Annotated in this window: 20 protein-coding genes; 1 reads left to right on the top strand and 19 read right to left on the bottom strand. The window is 34.9% G+C overall.

The window, feature by feature from the left end:
• The 5 genes from QVO66_RS07205 to QVO66_RS07185 all read right to left on the bottom strand — a co-directional run.
• Window positions 1-845 (bottom strand): type I phosphomannose isomerase catalytic subunit (locus QVO66_RS07205; RefSeq protein ID WP_288172718.1); only part of this gene is annotated, 845 nt, incomplete at its 3' end.
• A gap of 656 nt (window positions 846-1,501) precedes the next feature.
• Complete coding sequence (locus QVO66_RS07200; RefSeq protein ID WP_021854773.1) at window positions 1,502-2,644, bottom strand: GDP-L-fucose synthase family protein; 1,143 nt, start codon at window positions 2,642-2,644, stop codon at window positions 1,502-1,504.
• 192 nt (window positions 2,645-2,836) lie between these two features.
• Window positions 2,837-3,928: a GDP-mannose 4,6-dehydratase gene (gene gmd, locus QVO66_RS07195; protein ID WP_021854772.1), complete on the bottom strand. Its 1,092-nt coding sequence runs from the start codon at window positions 3,926-3,928 to the stop codon at window positions 2,837-2,839.
• Window positions 3,929-3,979: 51 nt separating this feature from the next.
• Window positions 3,980-4,327: a cupin domain-containing protein gene (locus QVO66_RS07190; RefSeq protein WP_021854771.1), complete on the bottom strand. Its 348-nt coding sequence runs from the start codon at window positions 4,325-4,327 to the stop codon at window positions 3,980-3,982.
• 176 nt (window positions 4,328-4,503) lie between these two features.
• Window positions 4,504-5,220: a WecB/TagA/CpsF family glycosyltransferase gene (locus QVO66_RS07185; RefSeq protein ID WP_021854770.1), complete on the bottom strand. Its 717-nt coding sequence runs from the start codon at window positions 5,218-5,220 to the stop codon at window positions 4,504-4,506.
• A gap of 255 nt (window positions 5,221-5,475) precedes the next feature.
• Here QVO66_RS07185 and QVO66_RS07180 point away from each other — a divergent pair, with 255 nt between their 5' ends.
• Window positions 5,476-5,733, top strand: coding sequence for a hypothetical protein (locus tag QVO66_RS07180; protein WP_021854769.1), 258 nt, complete (start codon window positions 5,476-5,478; stop codon window positions 5,731-5,733).
• Between the two features lie 10 nt (window positions 5,734-5,743).
• Here the strand turns inward: QVO66_RS07180 and QVO66_RS07175 are convergent, their stop codons facing one another.
• From QVO66_RS07175 to QVO66_RS07110, 14 genes are all read right to left on the bottom strand, one after another.
• Entirely contained in the window at window positions 5,744-6,706 is a 963-nt protein-coding gene (locus tag QVO66_RS07175; RefSeq protein ID WP_021854768.1) for an acyltransferase family protein, read from the bottom strand.
• Window positions 6,687-7,943, bottom strand: a complete 1,257-nt coding sequence (locus tag QVO66_RS07170; RefSeq protein ID WP_021854767.1) for a glycosyltransferase family 4 protein — start codon at window positions 7,941-7,943, stop codon at window positions 6,687-6,689. The genes QVO66_RS07175 and QVO66_RS07170 overlap by 20 nt, the downstream gene beginning before the upstream one ends.
• Before the next feature lie 2 nt (window positions 7,944-7,945).
• Window positions 7,946-8,977, bottom strand: coding sequence for a glycosyltransferase family 4 protein (locus tag QVO66_RS07165; RefSeq protein WP_021854766.1), 1,032 nt, complete (start codon window positions 8,975-8,977; stop codon window positions 7,946-7,948).
• Window positions 8,974-9,573 (bottom strand): acyltransferase, encoded by a 600-nt coding sequence (locus QVO66_RS07160; protein WP_021854765.1) that lies wholly within the window; start codon window positions 9,571-9,573, stop codon window positions 8,974-8,976. The genes QVO66_RS07165 and QVO66_RS07160 overlap by 4 nt, the downstream gene beginning before the upstream one ends.
• A gap of 528 nt (window positions 9,574-10,101) precedes the next feature.
• Window positions 10,102-11,103 (bottom strand): glycosyltransferase family 2 protein, encoded by a 1,002-nt coding sequence (locus QVO66_RS07155; protein WP_021854764.1) that lies wholly within the window; start codon window positions 11,101-11,103, stop codon window positions 10,102-10,104.
• The gene (locus QVO66_RS07150) at window positions 11,096-11,980 is read right to left on the bottom strand and encodes a beta-1,6-N-acetylglucosaminyltransferase (protein ID WP_021854763.1); all 885 of its coding nucleotides are present in this window, start codon (window positions 11,978-11,980) and stop codon (window positions 11,096-11,098) included. The genes QVO66_RS07155 and QVO66_RS07150 overlap by 8 nt, the downstream gene beginning before the upstream one ends.
• Before the next feature lie 6 nt (window positions 11,981-11,986).
• Window positions 11,987-13,117: a polysaccharide pyruvyl transferase family protein gene (locus QVO66_RS07145; protein WP_021854762.1), complete on the bottom strand. Its 1,131-nt coding sequence runs from the start codon at window positions 13,115-13,117 to the stop codon at window positions 11,987-11,989.
• The gene (locus QVO66_RS07140; protein WP_021854761.1) at window positions 13,080-14,387 is read right to left on the bottom strand and encodes an O-antigen ligase family protein; all 1,308 of its coding nucleotides are present in this window, start codon (window positions 14,385-14,387) and stop codon (window positions 13,080-13,082) included. Before QVO66_RS07140 ends, QVO66_RS07145 begins: the two co-directional genes overlap by 38 nt.
• A 14-nt stretch (window positions 14,388-14,401) precedes the next feature.
• Entirely contained in the window at window positions 14,402-15,625 is a 1,224-nt protein-coding gene (locus QVO66_RS07135) for a Coenzyme F420 hydrogenase/dehydrogenase, beta subunit C-terminal domain (protein ID WP_021854760.1), read from the bottom strand.
• Window positions 15,622-17,160 carry a lipopolysaccharide biosynthesis protein gene (locus tag QVO66_RS07130; RefSeq protein ID WP_288172715.1) on the bottom strand — a complete coding sequence of 513 codons (1,539 nt, stop codon included), beginning with the start codon at window positions 17,158-17,160 and terminating at the stop codon, window positions 15,622-15,624. Before QVO66_RS07130 ends, QVO66_RS07135 begins: the two co-directional genes overlap by 4 nt.
• Before the next feature lie 145 nt (window positions 17,161-17,305).
• Window positions 17,306-18,190 (bottom strand): hypothetical protein, encoded by an 885-nt coding sequence (locus QVO66_RS07125; protein ID WP_021854758.1) that lies wholly within the window; start codon window positions 18,188-18,190, stop codon window positions 17,306-17,308.
• 141 nt (window positions 18,191-18,331) lie between these two features.
• Complete coding sequence (locus QVO66_RS07120) at window positions 18,332-18,667, bottom strand: hypothetical protein (RefSeq protein ID WP_021854757.1); 336 nt, start codon at window positions 18,665-18,667, stop codon at window positions 18,332-18,334.
• Window positions 18,668-18,673: 6 nt separating this feature from the next.
• Complete coding sequence (locus tag QVO66_RS07115; protein ID WP_021854756.1) at window positions 18,674-20,506, bottom strand: deoxycytidylate deaminase; 1,833 nt, start codon at window positions 20,504-20,506, stop codon at window positions 18,674-18,676.
• Window positions 20,507-22,263: 1,757 nt separating this feature from the next.
• Window positions 22,264-22,998, bottom strand: a 735-nt coding sequence (locus tag QVO66_RS07110; RefSeq protein ID WP_288172714.1) for a hypothetical protein, incomplete at its 5' end; no start/stop codon positions are given.

Genomic DNA, 22,998 nt, shown 5'->3' with positions numbered 1-22,998 from the left:
CTGCTGCCCTCAAGACACATATACACCACGAAGCTGTCATACTTATACAGCTTTCTGTGGAAGGCACGGTTCACCTCCAGCAGCTTCACCGTAAAGAACCTGTTCTCTGCCAGCAGCACCGGATGGTTCATCTTGCGCGTGTAGTGCGTGCGGTAGTCGTCCTCCACCTTATAGTCCAGCGCCTCCGATGCCAGCGCCGTATGCAGTGCCCTTGGCTTGCCGTCAAGTCCCGGACGGTTATAGTCAAATATGCGGTATGTCAGGTCAGAGCTCTGCTGCACCTCTGCCAGCAGCGTACCGCTGCATATCGCATGGATGCGCCCCGACGGAATGTAGAACACGTCGCCCTCCTTCACGTCGTGCGACGCCAGTACGTCACAGATGCTGCCGTCCTCTATGCGCTTGCCATATTCATATTTCGATATCAGACTCTTAAAGCCGCTGTAGAGCTTAGCTCCCGGCTTTGTGTCCATAATATACCACATCTCCGTCTTGCCGAACGAGTCGTGATATTTACGTGCCATCTCGTCGTTGGGATGCACCTGTATCGACAGGTCCTTCGCAGCGTCGATAAACTTTATCAGCAGCGGAAACGTCTCGCCGTACATGTCATACACCGTGCGTCCTATCAGTTCTTCCTTATATTCCGTCACAAGTTCGTTAAGCTTGCGTCCCTGCAATGAGCCGTTGCCCACTACCGACTCCTTGCCCGGCACGGCACTTATCTCCCAGCTCTCGCCTATAGGGGCTGTGTCGCCGTCGTTTATGCCTTTCAGGGCTTTCAGCAGATTGCCGCCCCAGATCTTTGAATACAAGTTACTTTCGAATAATAATGGATAAAGCATGGTTTAGTCGTTTTTGTTGTAGAATAAAATGTCTTACGAAAGTGAAAAGCAGGCGCAAAAACGCAATTAAGAATTAACAGATAAAAGTGAAAAAACGAAGTGCTTAGTTGGACTCACGGCTTAGCTTTATTTCTTCTTCCTTTGCATAGAGTAACATTCCTTTTTGTTATCTGCCCGAAGGGCTTCACTTTGGTAACCGGGCGTTATTACGCCCGGATATGGCGTAACGAGTAAAAGCACCCGAGGTGGTGCTACTTTCGTTCTTCTGTTACTTTCTTTTTTGCTTTATAGTTCTTCATATGTTCCAAAATATCACCACTTCGGGTGCAGCTTGTTTGCTTTGTTACAGGCCGTGGGTAATGACCAACGGTTATCCAAGTTAAGCCCTTCGGGCTAAGAGCTAACGGATTTATAACTCTTTATTTAAATAAGCGGTATTTTAAGCGGATTAAAAATTAGCTACGCTGACCTTCGGTTCTTATACTCAATTCCGGCAGATTTTTCGCTGTGCTCAACAACTCGTGCAAATCCGCCGGCACATTAGCTTTGTGGTTATTATCAATGGTATTACATTGAAAAGAATCCACAAAGCACATGGATTTTTCACTTTTCATTTTTAATTGCGCTCCGCGCCTGCTCTTCACTTTTAAATTAAACTATACAGTCTTGTGGTTTATGCATATCCCTTTCAGGTACCATTCATACAGCTTATGGATGCCCTCGTCTATTTCAATCTTGTGGTGCCATCCCAGTCTGTGCAGTTTCGTTACGTCAGTCAGTTTTCGCATCGTGCCGTCCGGCTTGGAACTGTCCCAATGTAGTTCTCCCTTGAATCCGATCTCAGCCATAATCTTCTCCGCCACTTCACGTATCGACAGTTCCTTGCCCGTGCCCACGTTTATATGGCAGTTGCGTATTTCCGCTATACCGTCGGCATTCTTCACCGAGGCGTCATAAGTGTCTTTGAAGTTCACGTTCAGAAGCACATGCACGCTTGCGTCTGCCATTTCCTCGCTCCACAAAAACTCCCTCATCGGCGCTCCTGTTCCCCACAGTGTCACAGCCTCAGGCGTTATGCCGTAGTGTGCCAATACATCTAGTATTTCCTTCTCGTCCGACTTGTCGTCAACGATAAACTTCTTACCGTTATGCATCACGCTTACAGGTCTCAGACCTATATCCTTGCGCACAGCCTCCCAGTTGCCTTCGTTGAGGCACTTTGCCAGATGAATCTTCCTTATCATTGCCGGCAGCACGTGGCTGTTCTCCAGATGGAAGTTGTCGTTGGGGCCGTAAAGGTTCGTCGGCATCACGGCTATATAGTTGGTGCCATACTGCAGGTTAAGGCTCTCGCACATCTTCAGTCCCGCAATCTTTGCTATGGCATAAGGCTCGTTTGTATACTCCAGCGGCGACGTCAGCAGGCAGTCCTCCTTCATAGGCTGCGGAGCCTCACGCGGATATATACACGTACTGCCCAGAAACAGCAGGTCCTTCACGCCGTGACGGAAGCTCTCGCCAATGACGTTCTGCTGTATCTGCAGGTTCTGATATATAAAGTCAGCCCTGTACTGCAGGTTAGCCATAATACCGCCCACATGAGCGGCTGCCAGCACCACTGCGTCTGGCTTCTCCTCGTCAAAGAATTTCTTTACTGCCGCAGGGTCGAGCAAGTCCAGCTCACTATGGCTTTTGCCCACAAGGTTCTCATATCCTCTTGCCTTAAGATTGTTCCATATAGCCGATCCTACAAGTCCATGATGACCGGCAACATATATTTTTGAATTCTTGTCTAACATTGTTTCTATTTTTTGTTGTCAATAAGAATAAAAAGCGCAGCGCAACAGCAGGGCCGGCATCATGCCTGGTTCGGAACGCGCTACTGCCTGCCAGAGAATGCGCATGGCGTTTTTTATTTACTTTAATCGCAAGCGTTTACCTGATAAAAACGCTTGCGATTGTCTTCTCTAAAAACAGTGCAGCGCGTTGCACTATTTTACAATACCTTTCTCCAGGTATTCCGCCAGGTTCATCTTCACCTTCTCGCTGGCCCTCTCAACAGCCACCTTGGCCATGTCTGAGTCAACCATCAGCTTAACCAGCTGCTCGAATGAAGTCTTCGACGGGTTCCATCCCAGTTCGTTCTTCGCCTTTGTCGGGTCACCCCACAGGTTAACCACGTCAGTGGGGCGGTAGAAGTCAGGCGACACCTCTACAAGGCATCTTCCCGTAGCCTTGTCATATCCCTTCTCGTCCATGCCTTCGCCCCTGAACTCCAGCTCAATGCCGACATACTTGAATGCCAGATAGCAGAACTCACGTACAGAGTGCTGAACTCCTGTTGCTATCACGAAGTCCTCGGGCTTGTCGTGCTGCAGTATCATCCACATACACTCCACGTAGTCCTTTGCATATCCCCAGTCGCGCAGCGACGACAGGTTGCCCAGATACAGCTTGTCCTGCTTGCCCTGAGCTATGCGTGCCGCTGCCAGCGTTATCTTTCTTGTAACGAACGTCTCGCCGCGGCGCTCGCTCTCATGGTTGAACAGGATACCCGAACAGCAGAACATGTTGTAAGCCTCGCGGTATTCCTTTACAATCCAGAAGCCATACTGCTTTGCAACGGCATACGGACTGTATGGATGGAACGGCGTTTTCTCGTTCTGCGGCACTTCCTCCACCTTGCCGAACAGTTCAGATGTAGAGGCCTGATATATGCGGCAGCTGTCTGCCAGTCCGCACTGTCTTACTGCCTCAAGCACTCTCAGCACTCCCGTTGCGTCAACGTCACATGTAAACTCCGGTGAATCGAAGCTTACCTGTACGTGGCTTTGTGCCGCCAGGTTGTATATCTCTGTAGGGCGCACCTTGCCCACCACCTGTATCAGGCTCATCGAGTCGCCCAAGTCTGCATAGTGCAGGTGAAAGTTTGGCAGACCTTCCAGATGTGCGATACGCTCGCGGAAGTCAACCGATGAACGTCTGATAGTTCCGTGTACGTCATAACCTTTTTCCAATAAAAACTCAGCTAGGTAAGAGCCGTCCTGGCCCGTTACACCTGTAATTAATGCTACATTTCTCATCTTTTTATACATAAATTAATACCTAATGTTGGTCTGTTTATTAATAAAGAATTATTTTTCTGCATTTTTCTTCACGGCACATCCCATGGTCATCAGCCTTATGTCGCTCATCGCCTTCAGGCCGTGCCGTGTCCTTGCCTTTATATGTATGAAGTCATTCTCCGTGCATGCCGTCTCATGTCCGTCTATGGTCATCTTCAGCTGTCCTTCTAAAACAAAGAATATCTCTTCCATCGTGTTGTGTGCATGCTCTTCAACACATTCTCCTGCTTTCAGCTGTGTCACGGCCACCTGTGTCATGTCCGTGTCCGTATCGTCCTTGTTCATTAGCACACGCTTCTCTCCGCATCCGTGTGATGTTAGCTGAGGAATAATGTCTGAAAGGTTTTTATGTATCATTCTACAAATACTTTATTGTTTAAGTGTATTGTGCCGGAGGATTAGGGTATAAAGATCCAACGGTTAGCGTAGCTAATTGCAATCTGCTTACTTCCTATTTTGTATTATATCATAATTTTACGCTAACTTGGCTATTGGATTTTTCACTGTTCACTATTCTTTTTTCACTTAAACTTTTATCCTTTTGTTGCGATGTTCCACAAGAACAGCGTGTTGCCTATAATATATCTTCTCCACATTCTCTTAGGCTCTTTCAGCAGTCTGTAGGCCCATTCCAGTCCATGATCCTGCCACCACATCGGCGCACGTGCCACAGTGCCTGCAAAGAAGTCGAACACTGCGCCTATCGTTCCTACGTGGCAGTGTATGTTCAGCTCGTTCCAGTGCGAGTAAGTCCATTTCTCCTGTTTCGGTGCCGTCATGCCTATCCACAGCAAGTCGGGGTTAGCCTTGTTTATAGCCTCTATTATGGCATCGTTGTCTTCTTTGCTGAACTCCGGCTTATATGGTGGCGAATACGTCTCTACTGTTATGTTAGGATAGTCCACGGCAGCCCTTTTCTTTATCAGGCTCAGCACCTTTTCGCTGCTGCCCATAAAGAAGCACTTACCGCCCTTGCGGTTCAGCTTGTCCATCTCAAACACAAACAGATCCCATCCGGCTATGCGTTCTTTTGGCTGCGACTTAGCCTTCAGCCATTTGCATGCCTTCACTATGCTCACTCCGTCAGGAATAAGCACATCGCCTTTAGTAAGGGCCTCTGCAAACAGCTTGTCCTTCAGGGCGGTGTTATAAGAGTGAGCGTTAATTGTGTTTATCAGCAGTTTGCCCTCAGGCAACTTGCCAAGTGCATCTCTGCTCTCCTGTATAGAGAGCGTCTTTAGTCTTATCATAGTGTTTATTTGTTATGCTATTCTAGTTTTACATTTTATCCCTCTGACTGTAGGGACATACCACGGTGTGTCCTAATGTAACGTCGTGATTAATAAGTTATCTGTTCAAGCTTCGTATTTGCGAAACTTGAAAGTGAAGATATGTCGTGTGATGACAATAAAATTCAAAAAGCAGCGTTTTTAAATCCAAACAGCCATTAGAATTTATTTCGTAGCCAAGCACAAGCACGAAACTCTGTCAAAGTCTCACACAACATGAAAAAGTTCTACATCGATAAAGTATATAATGCGTATGTAGGTCTTGATGCCAAACAGCGTAAGGACCTTATCTGTCAATTAAACTCGCTTGATATACCTGTAACAAAGATTGAAGCATATACATATCCTGAAGCTCCCGGCATCAGGCATCTTTTCTTTTATCTAAAAGGCAGCAAACAGCCTGTGCCTTATTTCCTTTTAGAGGAAGAAATATTACAAATGTTTACAACTGAATTATATAAACTGTTGGTATAATATATATGAATCAGATAACTTTGAATACAGCTTTCCAATCGTATTCTCCATCTTTAAATGTTTGAGTGAATATTCTTGCTCCACATCTGAGAATATACGCAGCAATAACAATAATGACGAACATTAAAATGAGATTTATTGGAAATATAGAATTCATTTTATCTGTAAACAATGAATACTGTACCAGATATATTTCTAAACATAAGCCGCCAATAAGCTTAATAATATATCCGAATATTTTATTATCATACCATCCTTTTAATAATTTACTATTACATATTTTGTAGAAATAGAACGTTGTGAATAATAATGGAATAAGAGATACTATCTGGAATTCTGCCACAAATGCATTTTTTCTTCCCGCAAATAATATTCCGTAAAACAGAATTATACTTAATATAAGTTTTAAGAAATCTGTTTTTATGTTGAATTTTATGTCTTTCTTATTTAATCCAATAATAGCTCCTAATAACATAAATAAGAAATAGTGACACCACTTAAAATATGTATTTCCATACATATTATAATTTACGGAATGTTCGATAGTCATATACCAGATGATACAAATTAAAGCTGCTATTCCAAAGCACAATTTTAGGTGTTTAATGTAAAAGCGTTGAATAAAATATAGAACAACATAGTAAATCATAATACATGTGACAAACCATCCGCCTCCATGAATGATTGTATAGTCCATAGACTTGTCATGATTTAGAATAAATGCACCCAATATAGCCCATGCAAATACAGTTGGATAAATTCTGTTTATTCGTCTTTTATACCAATTATCAAAACGTCCCATTCTACCCAAAAACAATGTAAATCCAGAACAGAAGAAGAATAACACATCACCAATTGCACCTCCTGTTGCTAAAAAACTATATTTACTATATAGTAATTCCATATGGGAGTTGGTTATTAATATCGCGGCAATAAACTTTAGTATATCAATGCTAATATCTCTTTCTTTCATTTTTAACTTTATTATATAATTCAACCATTTGTTTTGCTTTATTATCCCAAGACAGTTCTTTTTGTCTTTGTTTACAGCCGTCTGACAATTTTTGTAAATACTCTCTATTGTTATATAGATAATTTATCTTTTCAGCAAAGTCATCAGCTGATTGTCTAGGATTTGTCAATGGTATTTTGTGTCCTACTGATTCATTAATGACATACCCCATACCGCATGTATCAAAACACAATACCGGCAACCCACAACTTACGGCTTCTAACACTACTGTAGAGGTATCTTCACTAACACTTGTAAAGAAGAATATATCAGATTTACGCATTTCTTCTTTTACCTTACTGTTTTCTATATTACCCTTCCAAACAACATTATCTTCAATACCAAGATTTATAGCCATTTGTTTGTAATATGAAATCTGATTGTCACTGCCTGAACCACATATAATTAGTTTAATATTTGATTTATCTTTCAATTTAGACATTGTTGCAAGTGCAATATTTAATTGCTTTCTAAAATCAAATTTTCCAACCCATAACAACCTAAAATCATCGTCTACTTTTTCCTCCTTATTTCGTTTTATTGAATTATCATCAATAAAGCATCCTGTTTCAGGTATTATTATGGAGTTCAATCCCTTATACTTTTTTATAGCATTATATGAATCAGGTATAGAACTAATTAATAAGTCAGCTTTCTTTAAGGCTTGGTCTACTCGCTTGTCATGTTTAATCTGATAAATATTAATTATATTTTTAACTCTATTAAAGAGCTTCATTTTTATACCAGCCCCTTCAAGATAACTGCTTGGAAATTGTTTCAATCCCCCAATAGGTCCCCACACAAATGGTTTATTCTCTATTTTCCAAAGATATCCAGGCTCACGAAAGCCAATCATATTCAGTTGATGCACAATGTCTATATGATGTTGTTTTATTATTTCTTCAGCCATTATATAAGTTTTCCATTGCCATTCTCTGTAATATTTATAGAAACGCCAGTCACCCTGATTCCAGCACATCTTCCTTATTTCATCAGAAACAGGATTATAATAGAAATGCATATTCTTTCCTTGAGCTAGAGTGGGGAGTACGGCTTCTATTTTATCACGAAATTCGCCCTCTGTAATGATATGCAACTCACAATCTTTAGCCAAGTTTACACACCAGTTCCACGCCATCCCCGGCTCACTGCCCATATTGGGAGAACAGGCATAGGCATTTATTAATATAGATAACATGATTATAGTTCTGAGTAAATTTTATCCAACTCTCTATTTATTGTTTTTATGTTAAATAAGCCATTTACATACTTATCAGTTTCATGTACAATGTTTTTCCTTAGTTCTTCATTAGAAATAAGAATTTCTAATTTCTTAGATAAAGCATCAATATCTCTAACAGGGAAAACAAGTCCGTTTTTTCCGTCGCTTACAATATCAGGTATTCCTCCTACAGGAGTAACAACACAGGGTATACCATAAGCCCACGCATCTAACACACCCATAGGGAAACCTTCTCCGTCACTTGCCAAGCAATATATTGATGCAGTATGAAAAGCATGTTCTTTCTCTTTGCCCGAAACCCAACCTAAGAATTTTATTTGCCTGTCGATATTCAGTTTTTTTACAGCATCTTTTGCCTTGTCTATTTCCCCATTACCGGCAAAAACAACAATCCAGTCTTTATGCTTATCAGCTATTTTAGCAAAAGCTTGTATCAAGTCCATATAGCCTTTGCGTGGTATTATTGTTCCGGCAAACAGAATGTTATGTTCTCTTATGTCATCTCGTCTATTTACTTTTGGACAAGGATTATATAAGACTTCAACATTTTCTGTTATATCTAAAGCTTCTTTTAACCATCTTCTCCATTGTTCAGACAACACTAAAATTAGATTTGCCTTAAGAAAAAGCTTTCTATATAGTTTCCTATTATTTGGTTCAAATAAGAATTTCTCATTTGAAGGATGAAAATGCAATATAACTTTTTTACCCGTCCATTTTGCCGGATAAAGAAAAAGCATTTTTCTCTTCGCCGATTGTGTAGTTGCTACATGGATGTGGACAATATCATAAAATGGAAGTAATAATATATATTCTATTAAAGCAGTGAATAAATACCATAGTTTTCTTATAACATTACCGTCTCTATGCGTCTCAATCCATTTGCAATAATATTTTTTCCATTGCTCACCTGTTTCATGAGCTTTAACTACAGATGTAATTCCACCTCGGGTCTTTCGTGAGGTAGCAACAACTAATACCTTTTTCATGATTTGCAATAGTTTTTACGTTGTTCTATCAGTTCTTCTTTTGTATAACGTTTATCATCAGGATATAGTTTCTTTTCATGTTCAAGTACTTCATCAATTGTAAATCTAAATTTTAAAACTTTTGCAGGAACACCACCTATTATTGAATATGGAGGGCAAGACTTATTTACCACAGCTCCGGCAGCGACGACGCTACCTCTACCAATTGTAACACCTTTTAAAATTGTTATGTTAGCTCCAGTCCAGACATCATCCTCAATTATTACCGGTGCATCATTTTCAGGCAATTTTTCATGAGAGTCTATTATATATTTTCCTATTACATCAATTCTGTGATCTCCCGTTATTATTGTTGGATGTGGGCCAAATATAACTTTGTTGCCAATTGTGAGAGTAGCTTCCGTACAATAGAAAACAGAACCTTTTGGTATACTAGTATAATCACCAATACTTAAATTCCACAAACCTTTTAAATCTGAAGCCGTTGGCCTTAAATAAACATTTTTCCCACATTGCTTCATTTCTTTCTTATAAAATATACTCAAAAACTTATCTAATAAAAAAGAAAATGATAAACTTAACTTTATAATAAACATGATTTATTTTTTTATTTTATTGATTTTAGCAAGAATATATCCAACAACAGTTTTGTTTGGGATATCCTTCGTAACAACAGCATTTGCTACATTTGTTACATTATTACCTATTTTTACTTAATCTAATATTTTTCTGAGACAGATATAGCAATTATCATCAACTTTAATAATACTATTATCTTCTCCTTCGTATTTATTACCCAAAACTACACTAGACAATATTGTGCAATTTTTACTTATTCTGCATGTAAGTTTAACATGAACAAAATCTCCTTATATGATATATTCTAAATCCAGGTTTGACTGTATTATGATATATCGCAAAACGAAGTTTAAAGTTTAAACGTTTATATTTAAACTAATGATACAAAAATAATATCTTTGAGCATTTTGTATTTTTATAATACACAATATACTTTAAATGTCTAATATAATGATAGATATACCAAACTTCATTATGTGGTAATAAATCTTTTATATTGGGCTTTTTATTATTGAATCTTTTAAAATCTTCTGACAAATAATACTTTAAATATTGTTTAAACGCTTTTCCATATTATGCTTTATATAAGTCGCTATTTTCAAATAAAATTTAAGTACATGAAAGTTATTTATCATTAATGATATTCGAAGAGGTAAAGATAAATAAGTTTGATATTTCTTGCCAAATTGATTTATCTTTTTATTTATCAATAGATAGTACTCCTTGTTGTTATTTCTACATGCATTAATACGTGATCCGCAATAAACCTTAATTTTACCTTTATTTAGCGCATATGTAAAGCATTCATTTTTATCTTTAAAAAACTCAGTAAGAATATCCATTGTGGTTAATATTTGTTTTTCCTTTTCTTCTGAAAATGTAAAACAATACGAATACTGATTTTGGCAATTGTAATGATATAACAAGTCATGCACAAAATCTATTTTTCTTGACAGATATGTTAATTTTGGTATTATTTGATAATCCTCCCCCATATTAATACCATCTTTAACGGAAATATGGTTATCTTTATATAAAGATGATCTTATTAAACGCCCCCATATAGTAAATAGTGTTTCTCTTTCAAGAATTGCTAATGTTAAATTCTTGGCACTTCCTATTTCTACATGTCTTAATGAAGTGTTGTAATTTTTACAATGTTTAATAGCGTCAAAGTTTACTATATCCGCATCATTTTCTTTCTGTTTTTCTACACAAAGTCTTACACAATCGTTATCAATCCAATCATCACTGTCAACATGCATCAAGAATTCTCCTTTCGCAGCATCAACGGCTGTGTTTCTTGCTGAGCCCAACCCACGATTCTTTTTATGTTTGATAATTCGAACATAAGGCTTTCTGTTCGGATATCTTTCAATAACAGATTTCAGTATTTCAACACTCTTGTCCGGTGTGCAATCATCTACAAAAATATATTCAATATTTTGATAAGTTTGTTCAAATAAACTTATTGCACATCGTTCTATATATTTTTCCACCCCATATATTGGGATGCAAATCGATACCATATATATATTATCATTCATTATGATTCTCTTTATTTTTTATATATGAAATAATCTCAGGATATTTATCTATATCAAATTTACGGGCAAAAAAACAATTAGATGATAATATCAATTTCTTATCATATTCCATATCTTGGCCCCATATATATGGCCATCCTCTATTCCAGTCAATAAGACGCATGCATCCTTCAAATTCATTCTCTTTGTTGTAAATATTTTTTTTGAAGGGAGAATTCCATAAAAGTGTTTGTAGAAATATTTCATCACAGCAACGCGTATGTTGATAATACTTAATAATATTATTTTTCCTTTCCACAATATATTTACAGAAATCTTGAGTTATACTTACCCAATTGGGTCCTTTTTTCAATTCTATATTTATTCTATGTTTATAGAATAAATTAATTATTGATTCTGTCAATATCCTCAGAGAAGAAATAATAAGTTTTGTAATTAAATTATTGTTTTTATAATGTTTAGTTAATATATGATATTTTAAAACATATTTTTCTAGGGACTTAGATGTTGTTGGTGAAAAGCCTACAAATTCAATGTTGGGATGTAGATTGATAAAATTATGAATATAGTCATTACTCTTTATGGGAAGGTCTACTCCAGAAATTAAATGAAAACAGTTATAATCTCCGTTTCTTAATGCAGTTTCAAAAAGTAAAATCTCTGTTTCTATTTGGCTTACATCTCCCCATCTAACGTCAATTCTATTTTTCAGGATATTTAAGCCTGCAAATTTTGTATATAAATGAGGAAAACATCTAACCTTTTTATCAATATGAACATAAATATCATTACGTTTATCATCTAATAAATCCAATAATAGTTGTAATTGATCGAATTTATTATGTGCAATTATTAGAAATGCGTGCTTATTAAACATATTGTATTATTGTTTTTGGGAATTCATTATAGCAGTTTTCAAAAAATCTTTTGATGTGTTTATAAATTTTTCAAGTTTATCCTCTACTTGATTCGTGTAAGGACTTGTAATTTCTAATTCAGGATTTTCATTATTATTGAAAATTAGATTTCTTGTCAATCCAATGTCTTCCAATACATCTTTGATTCTACAATCTCCTGTATTAGGAGAAATTGCTGTAAATGGTTTACGAAAGATCAAAGAAAACATTGTACCATGAAATGAACTTGTTATTACATAAGAAGCATGTTCAAATAACCAAAGGAAATCAATAGGTCCAATACCCTTTATAAATTTATATTTGCCTTTATATCTAAATTTGCTATCACCTATAACAACAATTGACAAGCCTGTTTCCCTTTGTATTTGTTCAAGTATACTTTCTAATGCTGGATATGGATTAAATGCATACATCATTATATATACTAATATATAATTTTCCTTGATATCCATTTTAGATTCTGATGCAATCTCAGAATAATCGTCTTTAGATAGTAATAATGTAGGGTCACATGTATTACATACCACAATATTTTGAGGAATATTTAAATCTCTAATTATTCTAAGCGCACTTTTTTCTCTTATACCAATATATTTATAATTAGACAATCTTTCTCGAACTGAATATTTATATTTATCATTTAATGAATCATTAGCAAAACAAGCAGAAAAGGCTATTTTAGGTTTATCTTTAGGAGCAAAGCAGAGATAGAAACTTGGATCATTTTTTACCGTTTCTGTATTCCAAACCTGGTCACTACCAGTTATATAAATATCATACAATGGAGGATTGACGTTTATTGATTGTATGTTAGAATAGATATTTTCTGATAAATCAAAATATTTATTCTGAAAATATCTAAATCTCTTATTATATCTATATTTCTTTTCAAATAAATAATCGAGAAGCACACGCCCCCATCCTCTTATTATTTTAATAATTGTTTTTTTCCCTTTATGAAAAGTATTGGGAAATACGTAATCAATTATTTCTGTTTCATTGCATATTGTCCTTTGTAAATATTTTTGTAATGCAAAAGCCTGCAATGCGGTTCCAAAATTAATAAGTTTGTGGATTGTAATTATTCCTATACGCATAATTAAAGTTTTTGATTTTATATAAACAAAGCATAACTATTAAGAAGTATGATAATGAAAAACCTGGCAAACTGGACATAGTATGGGCACACAAATAACCGAGCATAATGATAAACATTGTTTTATCTTTACCGACTTTAAGTTTTGTTATCAAATCGACAAATAAGAAGCAATAAGATAAAATTCCTAATATTCCACGTTCTATCATTAGTTTCATCCATATAGACTCTGTGCCAAATATAATCCAACGCCAATCAAATTTGTCAGACATAAAATATGTTATGGATTCAATACCATTACCAATGATAGGGGATTTCATCATTAGTTCTAATGATCCCTCAAATTGCATCATTCTTCCCATTACACTGCTTCCCTCAATTTCTGCACTACTAGAAGAATCTAAAACAGATGTTATATTGGATGCATATTGCATGATAAATGGAGATGATATGATAAACAATATTATAACACATGTCGCAATTTTTATACTCTTACTTTTAAAAGCGAATAGAAGTGGAGACATTATTATAATTGATGATATTAAAACCGTTCTACTATTAGCCATTAGTATTAGCAGAAAACTAAGTAATGCAAATATTATTGAATATTTAAATGGAGGTTTAATATATTTATTATATACAAATAGTATCATAGTTACAAATGCGCCGTAAATAAAATTATTAGGACTTACAAAGAACGCATTTATTCGTCTTAAACCCAATCGTTCTCCTGTATCATAAAATTTTCCTAAAAGCAAGTCTTCGCTCACATTTCCTCTGATAATGTCTAAAAAAGGATTCGTATTTGTAATAAACTCATATATACCGAAAATATATGATACAATTAGAACAATCATGCATGATTTAATAAATAAACAGATTTCTTCACGGGTATTGACATAAAACCAAAAAATTATTACTATTAAATAATCATTTAATAGAGTCATTATAATAGTATTAATAGTACTGTTAAAAGGCATTATACTAAAAATAGACGATAGCCCAATTGATATTAATGAAATAATAAAATATCTTTTTAATGGGAATAATTTAAACGATGAAAAATATTGTTTCAATAAACCACGTTTCCAAAATACAAATACGAAATATATATTTAGGAATGTTTCCATTGATAATGCTGGTGGCGTGTATTTTATACACATAAATTGCAGTCCTATCATTTTAAAAGCCATATAGAATATGAACGTGGCTTTTAAATTTTTGTATGCTGCAAATATGAACAACATACTCAAACATAAAAATATAATCATGATAAATGATATTTTTAAAAAATATGATTCTTTAAAATTTTTAAAATTCCAATCATTGATGAGCGTGGATGTACAAATAAACTACAAATATTACGTTTTAATGAGATTATATCTAGATTTTTTTTTAATATCGTAATGTCTGTTTTATAATTTTGCAGTTCTTTTAATAATAATAATCGTTGCTTTGTAATTTGAGCATTCTTTTTCATTTGTCCTTCTGCAACAATATTAAATGGATGAGCTGTAAGTTCTATATGGCATTGCTTCAATATTTCATTACCTTTCGCTGTGAATGTTATTGCACTACTAACACCTTTCTCATCTTTAGAATATACATTTCCCCACAAGTCTCCTATTCGTATGTCTGCAGCAGATTTATTGTATTTATATTTACATTTTTCATAACAGGCTTTACCTAAACAAGCATCACTCAAAAACAAACGATAGAACATGTCACCTTGTGATAATCGTGAATTTAATTTCCCTTTTCTTTCTTTTATTAACTCATTATAAGAGTTATTATAATCTTCTGGTTCAGCTGTATTTATGCCGTCAATAGACATTGCCCAAGAGTCATGCCAACCTGTAAATTTATTACGCCATGAAACGTATGTAAGCTTACCCACTTTTGCTTCAGCCCATTTCACATATTTATCCCATATTAGCATAGACGGTACTCCATGACAGAAGAAATCCATCAACACAAAGTTATCTTCTTTTTTAAATTTGCGTATATATCTTCTAAAAGAGTCTATTTGGCATGGCGTTCCTGTTACAAGATATTTTTCTTTTCTATTTATTGCTTTAAATCCATTTACAGTATAACTTTGTATATACTTACTACCAATAGAAGGTATAAGTTCTGTATCATTGGTGGCTATATAATGCTCCGCACGATTTGTTTCAACATTGTATCTGACACCACAAACTTTATATCCTTGATTTATTAAGTAACGTCCTATTTCAAAACCGACACCACCAGAAGAACATTTGCGTCTCACAGCCGGCTCTTTACTCCATGCTGCGTAACTCTTTAAAGGTGAATTATTAACGCTTAATTCATCATGACTGTATGCACAAACATCCACACATAAACCACAGTTTGTACACTTTGATGCATCGGTTATATTTGGTTCATAAAAACCATCACTATTTAAACTGATTTCTATAATTTTTTGACTGCAAACAACTGCACAGACTCCGCAGCCATAACAATCATGTATATTAGATATATTCATTTTCTTATCTTGTTTATTATTTCTAATACTTTATTTTTACAAAATAGTTTTTCGTTTCTACTTAATCCTAATAAATAGCTAATAGTCATTGTTGACATGAATGATATAATACATATAGCAATGAATGTTAACCATGAATTTCCTTTTATTAATAGGAATGCAATTATTGGAATAATTAATGAAAGAATAGAAATTATGAAAACACGTATGGTTACAGTTTTAATGAACATTGTAATTGGTAAACCTATTGTTTTGTTCAGAAGTATTAGTCTTGCAAAATGACATGCAATAGAAATAAAAATTCCCACAAGCATTGCTGAATAAGGTGGATACCCAATCTTTAAAAACAAATATGCAATTGGTAATGTTAATAACGATATTCCTCCTACAATTATTTGATAATCTCTCACTTTACCCGAAGCATGCATTGATGTAATTAATGTACCAGATAATGAATCTATCAATGCTGTTATCAATACGAGTCTCAGAAATATAACTGTATATTCGGGCACATTTTTTAGCCAAATTTCAAGAATGAAAGGAGCTTCCAATACTATTGGTAGAGACATAGTTAATAAAAGTAGAAATGACAATTTACTTCCTCTAAAAACTAATTTAAACATATCATGTTTTTCATTGGATGCATAAGATTTAACAATCTGTGGATTCATTGCCAATTGAAAATTATTAACAAAACCGTTCATTGCATTTGAAACTTGATATGCTATACCTCTGGCTGCATTAACAGCTGCCCCAAAAAAGATATTTAAAAGTACATTGATACCTTGCTCTTTCGCCACGCCAGCTAATGAACCAATAAGATTCCAACTTACAAAAGACATTACATTTTTGCCATACTCTTTATTCCACTTCCAGTCGAAGACACAATCAGGAAAATTTCGTTTAGCATAAATTCCATATATGATTCTGATTGTAACAGCAATAAGTGCAAGTAATATAGCATAAAGAATTAATTTGTCAATAGGAGAAATAATAATTAAATAAACTATTAACAACTTTAATGTTACTTCTACAATGCTGACATAAGCAAATGCTTTCATCTTTTCATAAGCTATAATTGCAGCATTGTAAGGAACACTCACTACATTAATTATAAACGTTAATAAAGAAAACTGAAACACCCAGTTTGCTGCAACATAACGGTTTGCAGGAAAATTCATGTGGGTGTTTAAAAACCAAGTTCCTAATGTTTCAGCCAAAATTAAAATTATTCCACCTAATATCAGATGAATCATCACAGCTGTTGAGAACATTGATCTTACATTACCTTTTTCTTTCTTACCTATTTCAAAAGATAAAAATCTTTGCGTAGCTGTCGTCATCGCACCGCTAATTACGGTGAACATTGTAACAAATCCTCCAACAACATTGTATATACCAAAATCAACTTCACCGAGTGCTGATAATACGACACGTGATGTGTAAAGAGTGATTGCCATTGTAAGTAGCATTCTAAAATACAACAATAATGTATTTTTTGCTATTCTTTTGTTATTTTGTGTAGTATCAGTCATTATTTAGTATAAAATAGGCGCAAAGTACAATCGGGCTTGCGCAATTATTAATTAAAAATTAAAAGTTAAACGTTTTAGCGGAAATGAATTGTTACAAGTTAAAAATTAAATACCATTGCATTTTTAAGCTTTATACTGGGTCATTTTATTCTTTTATGTTTGCGTATTTTTTATCACCTATTTGAAGATGACTACCGTCAGCCCATGAATGAACCTTAGAAACAGTGTAAGTGCATTTTATTTTCTTTCTGTTTCTAAAAGTTGTAATTTTTTGATCGATAATTAAATCGCACGTTAATGTCGTTCCTGCGTCAAATTTTACCTCACGATTCATAACCTGTGTTATAAAGTCATCATCTTTTATCGTGAATGTGATATTCTCCCCGTTGTATTTACCTTTCCATTTTACGGATTTTATATTAACAAGTACAGGAGAAATGACGATTATAGTTGTTGAAAGTATTTTATCTGTTACTTTATCATTATTAGAAATAATATGTGAATCGAAGTCTTTTCTTTCAATAACGTTATTTACAAGTTGCCTTTGTGTGCTGCTATCAGTCAATGTCGTTTTTATTTTTGTGATAGAGTCATCTTTTTGTACATTTTTATAATAACAACTGGCAAATCTTGCTAATTTGTCATTGTCTTCTGTCAATATTTCTGCCTCTTCTTTTGTGAAGTTGCCATTCTTTAGGGCTGTAGCTGCTTCGATAAGATTTTTGCTATCCTCGTTTTTACTAACGGCAGCAGCATATTTATGACTTAGAAAAGTATCCAATAATGTAGTGAATAATGAAGAAACTATATTATTTCCAAGAATTATCTTTAGGTTATCAATCAAACCACCTTCTTGGCTTGGATAGAGTTTTACTTCAAAATCTTCATAGCCTGCAATTTTTGATATTTCCTGTATCTCATGAAGCAGGTATGATTCATATCTATTATGAAGAAAGGCGTTAACATTATGAGTATTGTCTTTCTTTAAATAATAATGTATTTGAAGTAATAATTCTTTCGTGTCATTCATAAATTATTGTCTGATTATGAAGTATGTAAGGGTGATATTAATTTCTGAGATAGTTTAATGATATTAATGTTGATGTTCTGTTAAAATGTTTATTAACGAGAATATTAAAACGTACTTTTTAATATCATTTTTTACTCTTATTTAGATATTGTCATAATCATCTGGAAGCGATGTTAACTGTATTGATGTTATTTCATTGTCAAAATGTGTAAGGAGCATTTCAGAAAATCTACCATGATATACTCCATATGTTAATTTTGACATCTTTATATCTCTTCGTGATAATATACCAAAAATTAATTCATCACCATTAGTATAGTATTTTAACCAAGCTTGGTTCCGCCATTGTAGAGGTGTGTGTGTGAAATCTCCGTCATCATCTAATATCCATGTATCTATTTGATTAGACTTTATAGAGTTAACAATTTTTTTATAAAGGAGGGTTGCACCTATTGGGGTTTTAATATGTATGGACATAACGTTCTAATTTTTATTCTTAATTTTTTCTGCATCGTCACTTTTAGAAATGCGCTTTTCTGAGTTGTTCTTTTTAACATTAACCTTGGTAGTATATTCAATTTCATCTTTAAGAGCAAAAAATGGATTATATAGTGCATCATAAGCTCTTCCTATAATACCGCTAAATTGAATAAGCTCTATCTTTCTGTCGCCAACGTTAATTATATGCTGAAATGATATACCAGGATAAATATCGATATAAAATATCTTGGTAATACCAAGTTGATATGCTTTTTTTGCACAAAGCTCGCATGGACTTGCAGTAGTAAAAAGATACCCTCCTTCAATGCCTTCAGAGCCATATTTTGCAAGTTGTAGAAATGCATTTTCTTCAGCATGTAAAGAGCGCGTATATACTTGATTTTTCTCTTGAATAAGTCCAATATAAAAATCTTTAAAGCAGAAAGCTAAAGGTACACCATTTAAATTGCCTTTTACGCAACTATATTTTTTATATGTATCTTTTACGAAAGTCCTAAATCTATCATCATTTTTTTCATATTCACTAAATGCAGATAAGTCGTTTAAATTATATAAATCTTCAAGAGACCTTAGCGAGCATGGTGTTTGACCTTTAGCAACAGTATTCCATCCAATTGCTTTTACTGAGTAGTTCTTGTCAGTAACAACAGCTCCTACTTGTCTTGATATACAACCTGAATTATATTTTGCCGTGTTAGCAATTTGCATTATTCTTTCTTCATGTGTAGGCTGTACTAATCCAGGATGTAGTATTAACGATATAATATGTATTAATTGGCGTTTTAGATTACTATTGTGTTCTATTGGTTCATTATTGTGTGCTATATGAATGTCTGACAATTCAATACATTTTTGAACGTCCTGAGTGTTGTATGATTCGTTTATATCTTTACGCTTATTTGGATATTCAATTTCATCAATCTTTTCAATTTCAGATTTTCGATAATTGGCAGCAACTAAATTTCTCTGTCTATTATTATTGCTTGTTGTTATTGACATTAAATAAAAAGCAGAATATCTTTCACGAAAGTATAATACTTCGTAAGGATTGCGTAATGTATCAATTATGAAAAATGCCGGAAGTTTATCTGTATCCAACATTTTCCTGCGCATTTTTATTATTTTATTAATTGTTCTGGCTAATCCAGACGGATCAGATGATTCCTCCTCTTGTTTTATGGAACCATATTTTCTGATATTGTTGCCCCAATATTGAAATTGACTTGTATGGAGTTCCGGAAGATTTTCCAGAATTAGTTTCATAACTTTCTCTCTAAAAGCCGGAATATCTTCATTAATAAACTTCCAATAATTATTCGCTTCATTATATGCACCAGAATCTTTTAAAGATATGTTCCTATATTTTTCAGAATCTAAATAAGCATCTATATCATTCACTATCTTACAGTTAGCCTCAAAATCTGATTTTATTTCTTCTCCAAGAATTTTTCTTAACTGTTCCTTTTTACTATCATCTATATTCTGATTTTTATTCGGATCACATCCTATTGAGTCAATAAAACTGTCAAAACCTTCTTTTAATACATAATAAAATATTATATCACTAGCTTTTATTACTTGAAAAGAGTATTTCGATGTATCCCATACTTTCTTAAGAAATGTATATTCAATCTTGTATTTTCTTGCATCATTGTCAATTCCATCATGATCGACTTTGGGTATGGGTGGAAATATTTTGTTAAAACCTTCTTTTAATAAATTGGCAATGGTCGTACAACCACTACCAGTACGGCCAGTAAGGCCAATTATCATAAACTTCCTGCGAAGTTCAAATACATTATTAACCAAGTCCATGATTATTAGATTTTGATATTATTGTATTTTTAATTTACCAGATTTATGGTATTTATACCATTATAGTCATTATTAAAAAGCATGATGCTTTATAAGATATTTGGGCGTATCCAATGTATGAAGCAATACGTGTACCGCTGCCACCGGCTAATACAATTCCTTTCATGTAATTTGTTATTTATTGTATTGATTTGCGAGGTAAAACTCAGTGAGTTTTGAGGGGAAAAACAATGATTTTCTATATAGAAATAATTGCTTTTCGGGAGTTATGAAGTTAAGCCATGTGTTTTGTGGATTATTATCATAACTTCGTTGTTTACTCCTGCTCTTAGTAATTTATCTTTACATATCAAGAGCATAATCACCTTGTGGTAAGGTTGTATATATTTTGTTTGTTATGTAACATTTATTGTTCTATATCAGAAAATCTTTTTTCGGTTTTGAAAAAGATTTTGAAAATAAATATTTACATTTTATTTTTCGGTTTTATTTTTTTATTTCAAAAAAGATTTGGACTTTTTCGCGTTTTTTGCTACAGGTAGTGATTAAAGCCTGCAGTGTTCTGTTAAAGGATAGCCGCACAGATGTAAGTCGCTGTATATATGTATGTTACGTTTGTTTCTTATGCCATTTTCTGCCTTCCGGAGCACTGTAAGAGTGATAGGGTGGTAAGCTGTTTTCAAAACTTTTTATATATATGCGATAAAATAAATTATCGGCATGTATATATATTCATTTTATTTTTTTGCGCGTATATAATATAAAAAGTTTATAAAGTAGGTGGTAACCCTGTCACTGCGTGAGTTAAAAATGAAAAATTAAAAGTGAAAAACGCCTGACGGAAGTGAAGAGTTAAGAGTGAAGAGTGAAAAACCCAATCGCTTTGTTGGATCTTTTCGCAAGCACTATGTTTGCTATTGACTCTAACTCCTATAACTACTTTAACTTCTTTAACTCCTATCCGGATTCTGCATCTGTCCTTCTTTTTACCTCTATTCTTAATAGTTTATCTTTACATATCTAGGGCATAATCACCTTATTGTAACCTTATCACGTTTTTGCACATTTTAGTCGATTTTCAACATATAATGAATGTTAATTTTTTGTCATCCAAAATTTGGATATTAACATTGTTAACGTTTTTTTTACTCGCTTTTTTAGGCATGTTTTCGCATAAAAGTGACAACCTTGCCTATAAGGTTGCAGTGGTATACGCCTCATCATCACGCATTATCTTATATCATTTATTATCAACGCCTTACACCAGATAATAGTTCCGAAATTACGACAAAACAGGCATTAGGGTGTGATAGGGTGGTAAGTAGGTTTCGTAACTTTTATATAATATTTGTTTTTTGTGTCATCCAAAATGGATATTAACACTTATATTCCTCGGGCGCGCGCGTAAGGAGTTTATAGAGAAGGTTACCACCCTATAACTGGGTGAATTAAAAATGAAAAATTAAAAGTGAAAAATGCCTGGCGGAATTTAGAGTGAAAAATCCAAATACTTTGCTGGATCTTTTCGCAAGTACTGCGTTTGCTATTGACTCTAACTCCTAGCTCATCTTAGTAAGCAATAACTACTCTAACTATTAACACTTATATTCCTCGGGCGCGCGCGTAAGGAGTTTATAGAGCAGGTTACCACCCTATAACAGGGTGAATTAAAAATGAAAAACGCCTGACGGAAGTGAAGAGTGAAAAGTGAAGAGTGAAAAATCCATGTGCTTTGTTGGTTCTTTTCGCCTGGGCTGCTATTCTCTTTTTTCCTCTTCCGTCTTGAAGTTGCCGCGCCAAGCGATGGAGCCTTTAGTGATGAGGCGCTCCATGGGGAGACACTCGTAATAGACGAAACTTCTGAGGAAGGCCAGTATGCTGTTGTCGTTAGACTTTCTGGTACCGGTTGTGAGGTCCATAGTGTATGACTCAATGAGATGGCCGTGATCCCATACTTCATAGTCGATGCGGCACTCCGGTGTATGCGAAAGATCCATGGTCCATGTGCTGTCGGGACGGCCTTCGGCATCACAGCGGCCGGTGAAGATCTCGCCGGAGAAATGACCGTTTATGGCACCACAGGGATGACCGTCGCTCATTTCCACAAAGAGAAGATTGTCAACGCCATTTCTGCCGTTCTTGCCGGATGACTTATACTTATAGATGCCATTGTGACGGCCCTCGAAATAGTCGACGTAGAGCAGCTTGTTGGAACCATGGCGCTTATGATGGAACTTCCAGCGGCCATGTTTGCTGCTGTGCAGATAGGTGCCGCTGACATAGTCGGTCGTCTTGCCGTGAGGGTGGTAGTAATATTTGCCCAGATAATAGAAGCTGCCTTCGTAAACGCGGCCGTCGGCACGCTCGTCGTAGTAATAATAGGCCTTTCCGTCGAGATAGCGGCCGGCATAATGCTTGCTGCCATTACGTATTTTGTGGATAAAGGGAAATTTAAGTAGTCGTCCCTTAAAAAGCCCATTTTTGCGAGATGT

The sequence above is a fragment of the Prevotella sp. CAG:255 genome, from assembly GCF_000431195.1.
Lineage (GTDB): Bacteria > Bacteroidota > Bacteroidia > Bacteroidales > Bacteroidaceae > Prevotella > Prevotella rara.
Note: the sequence above shows the minus strand (reverse complement) of the source record. Positions and strands in the feature narration are given on the sequence as shown.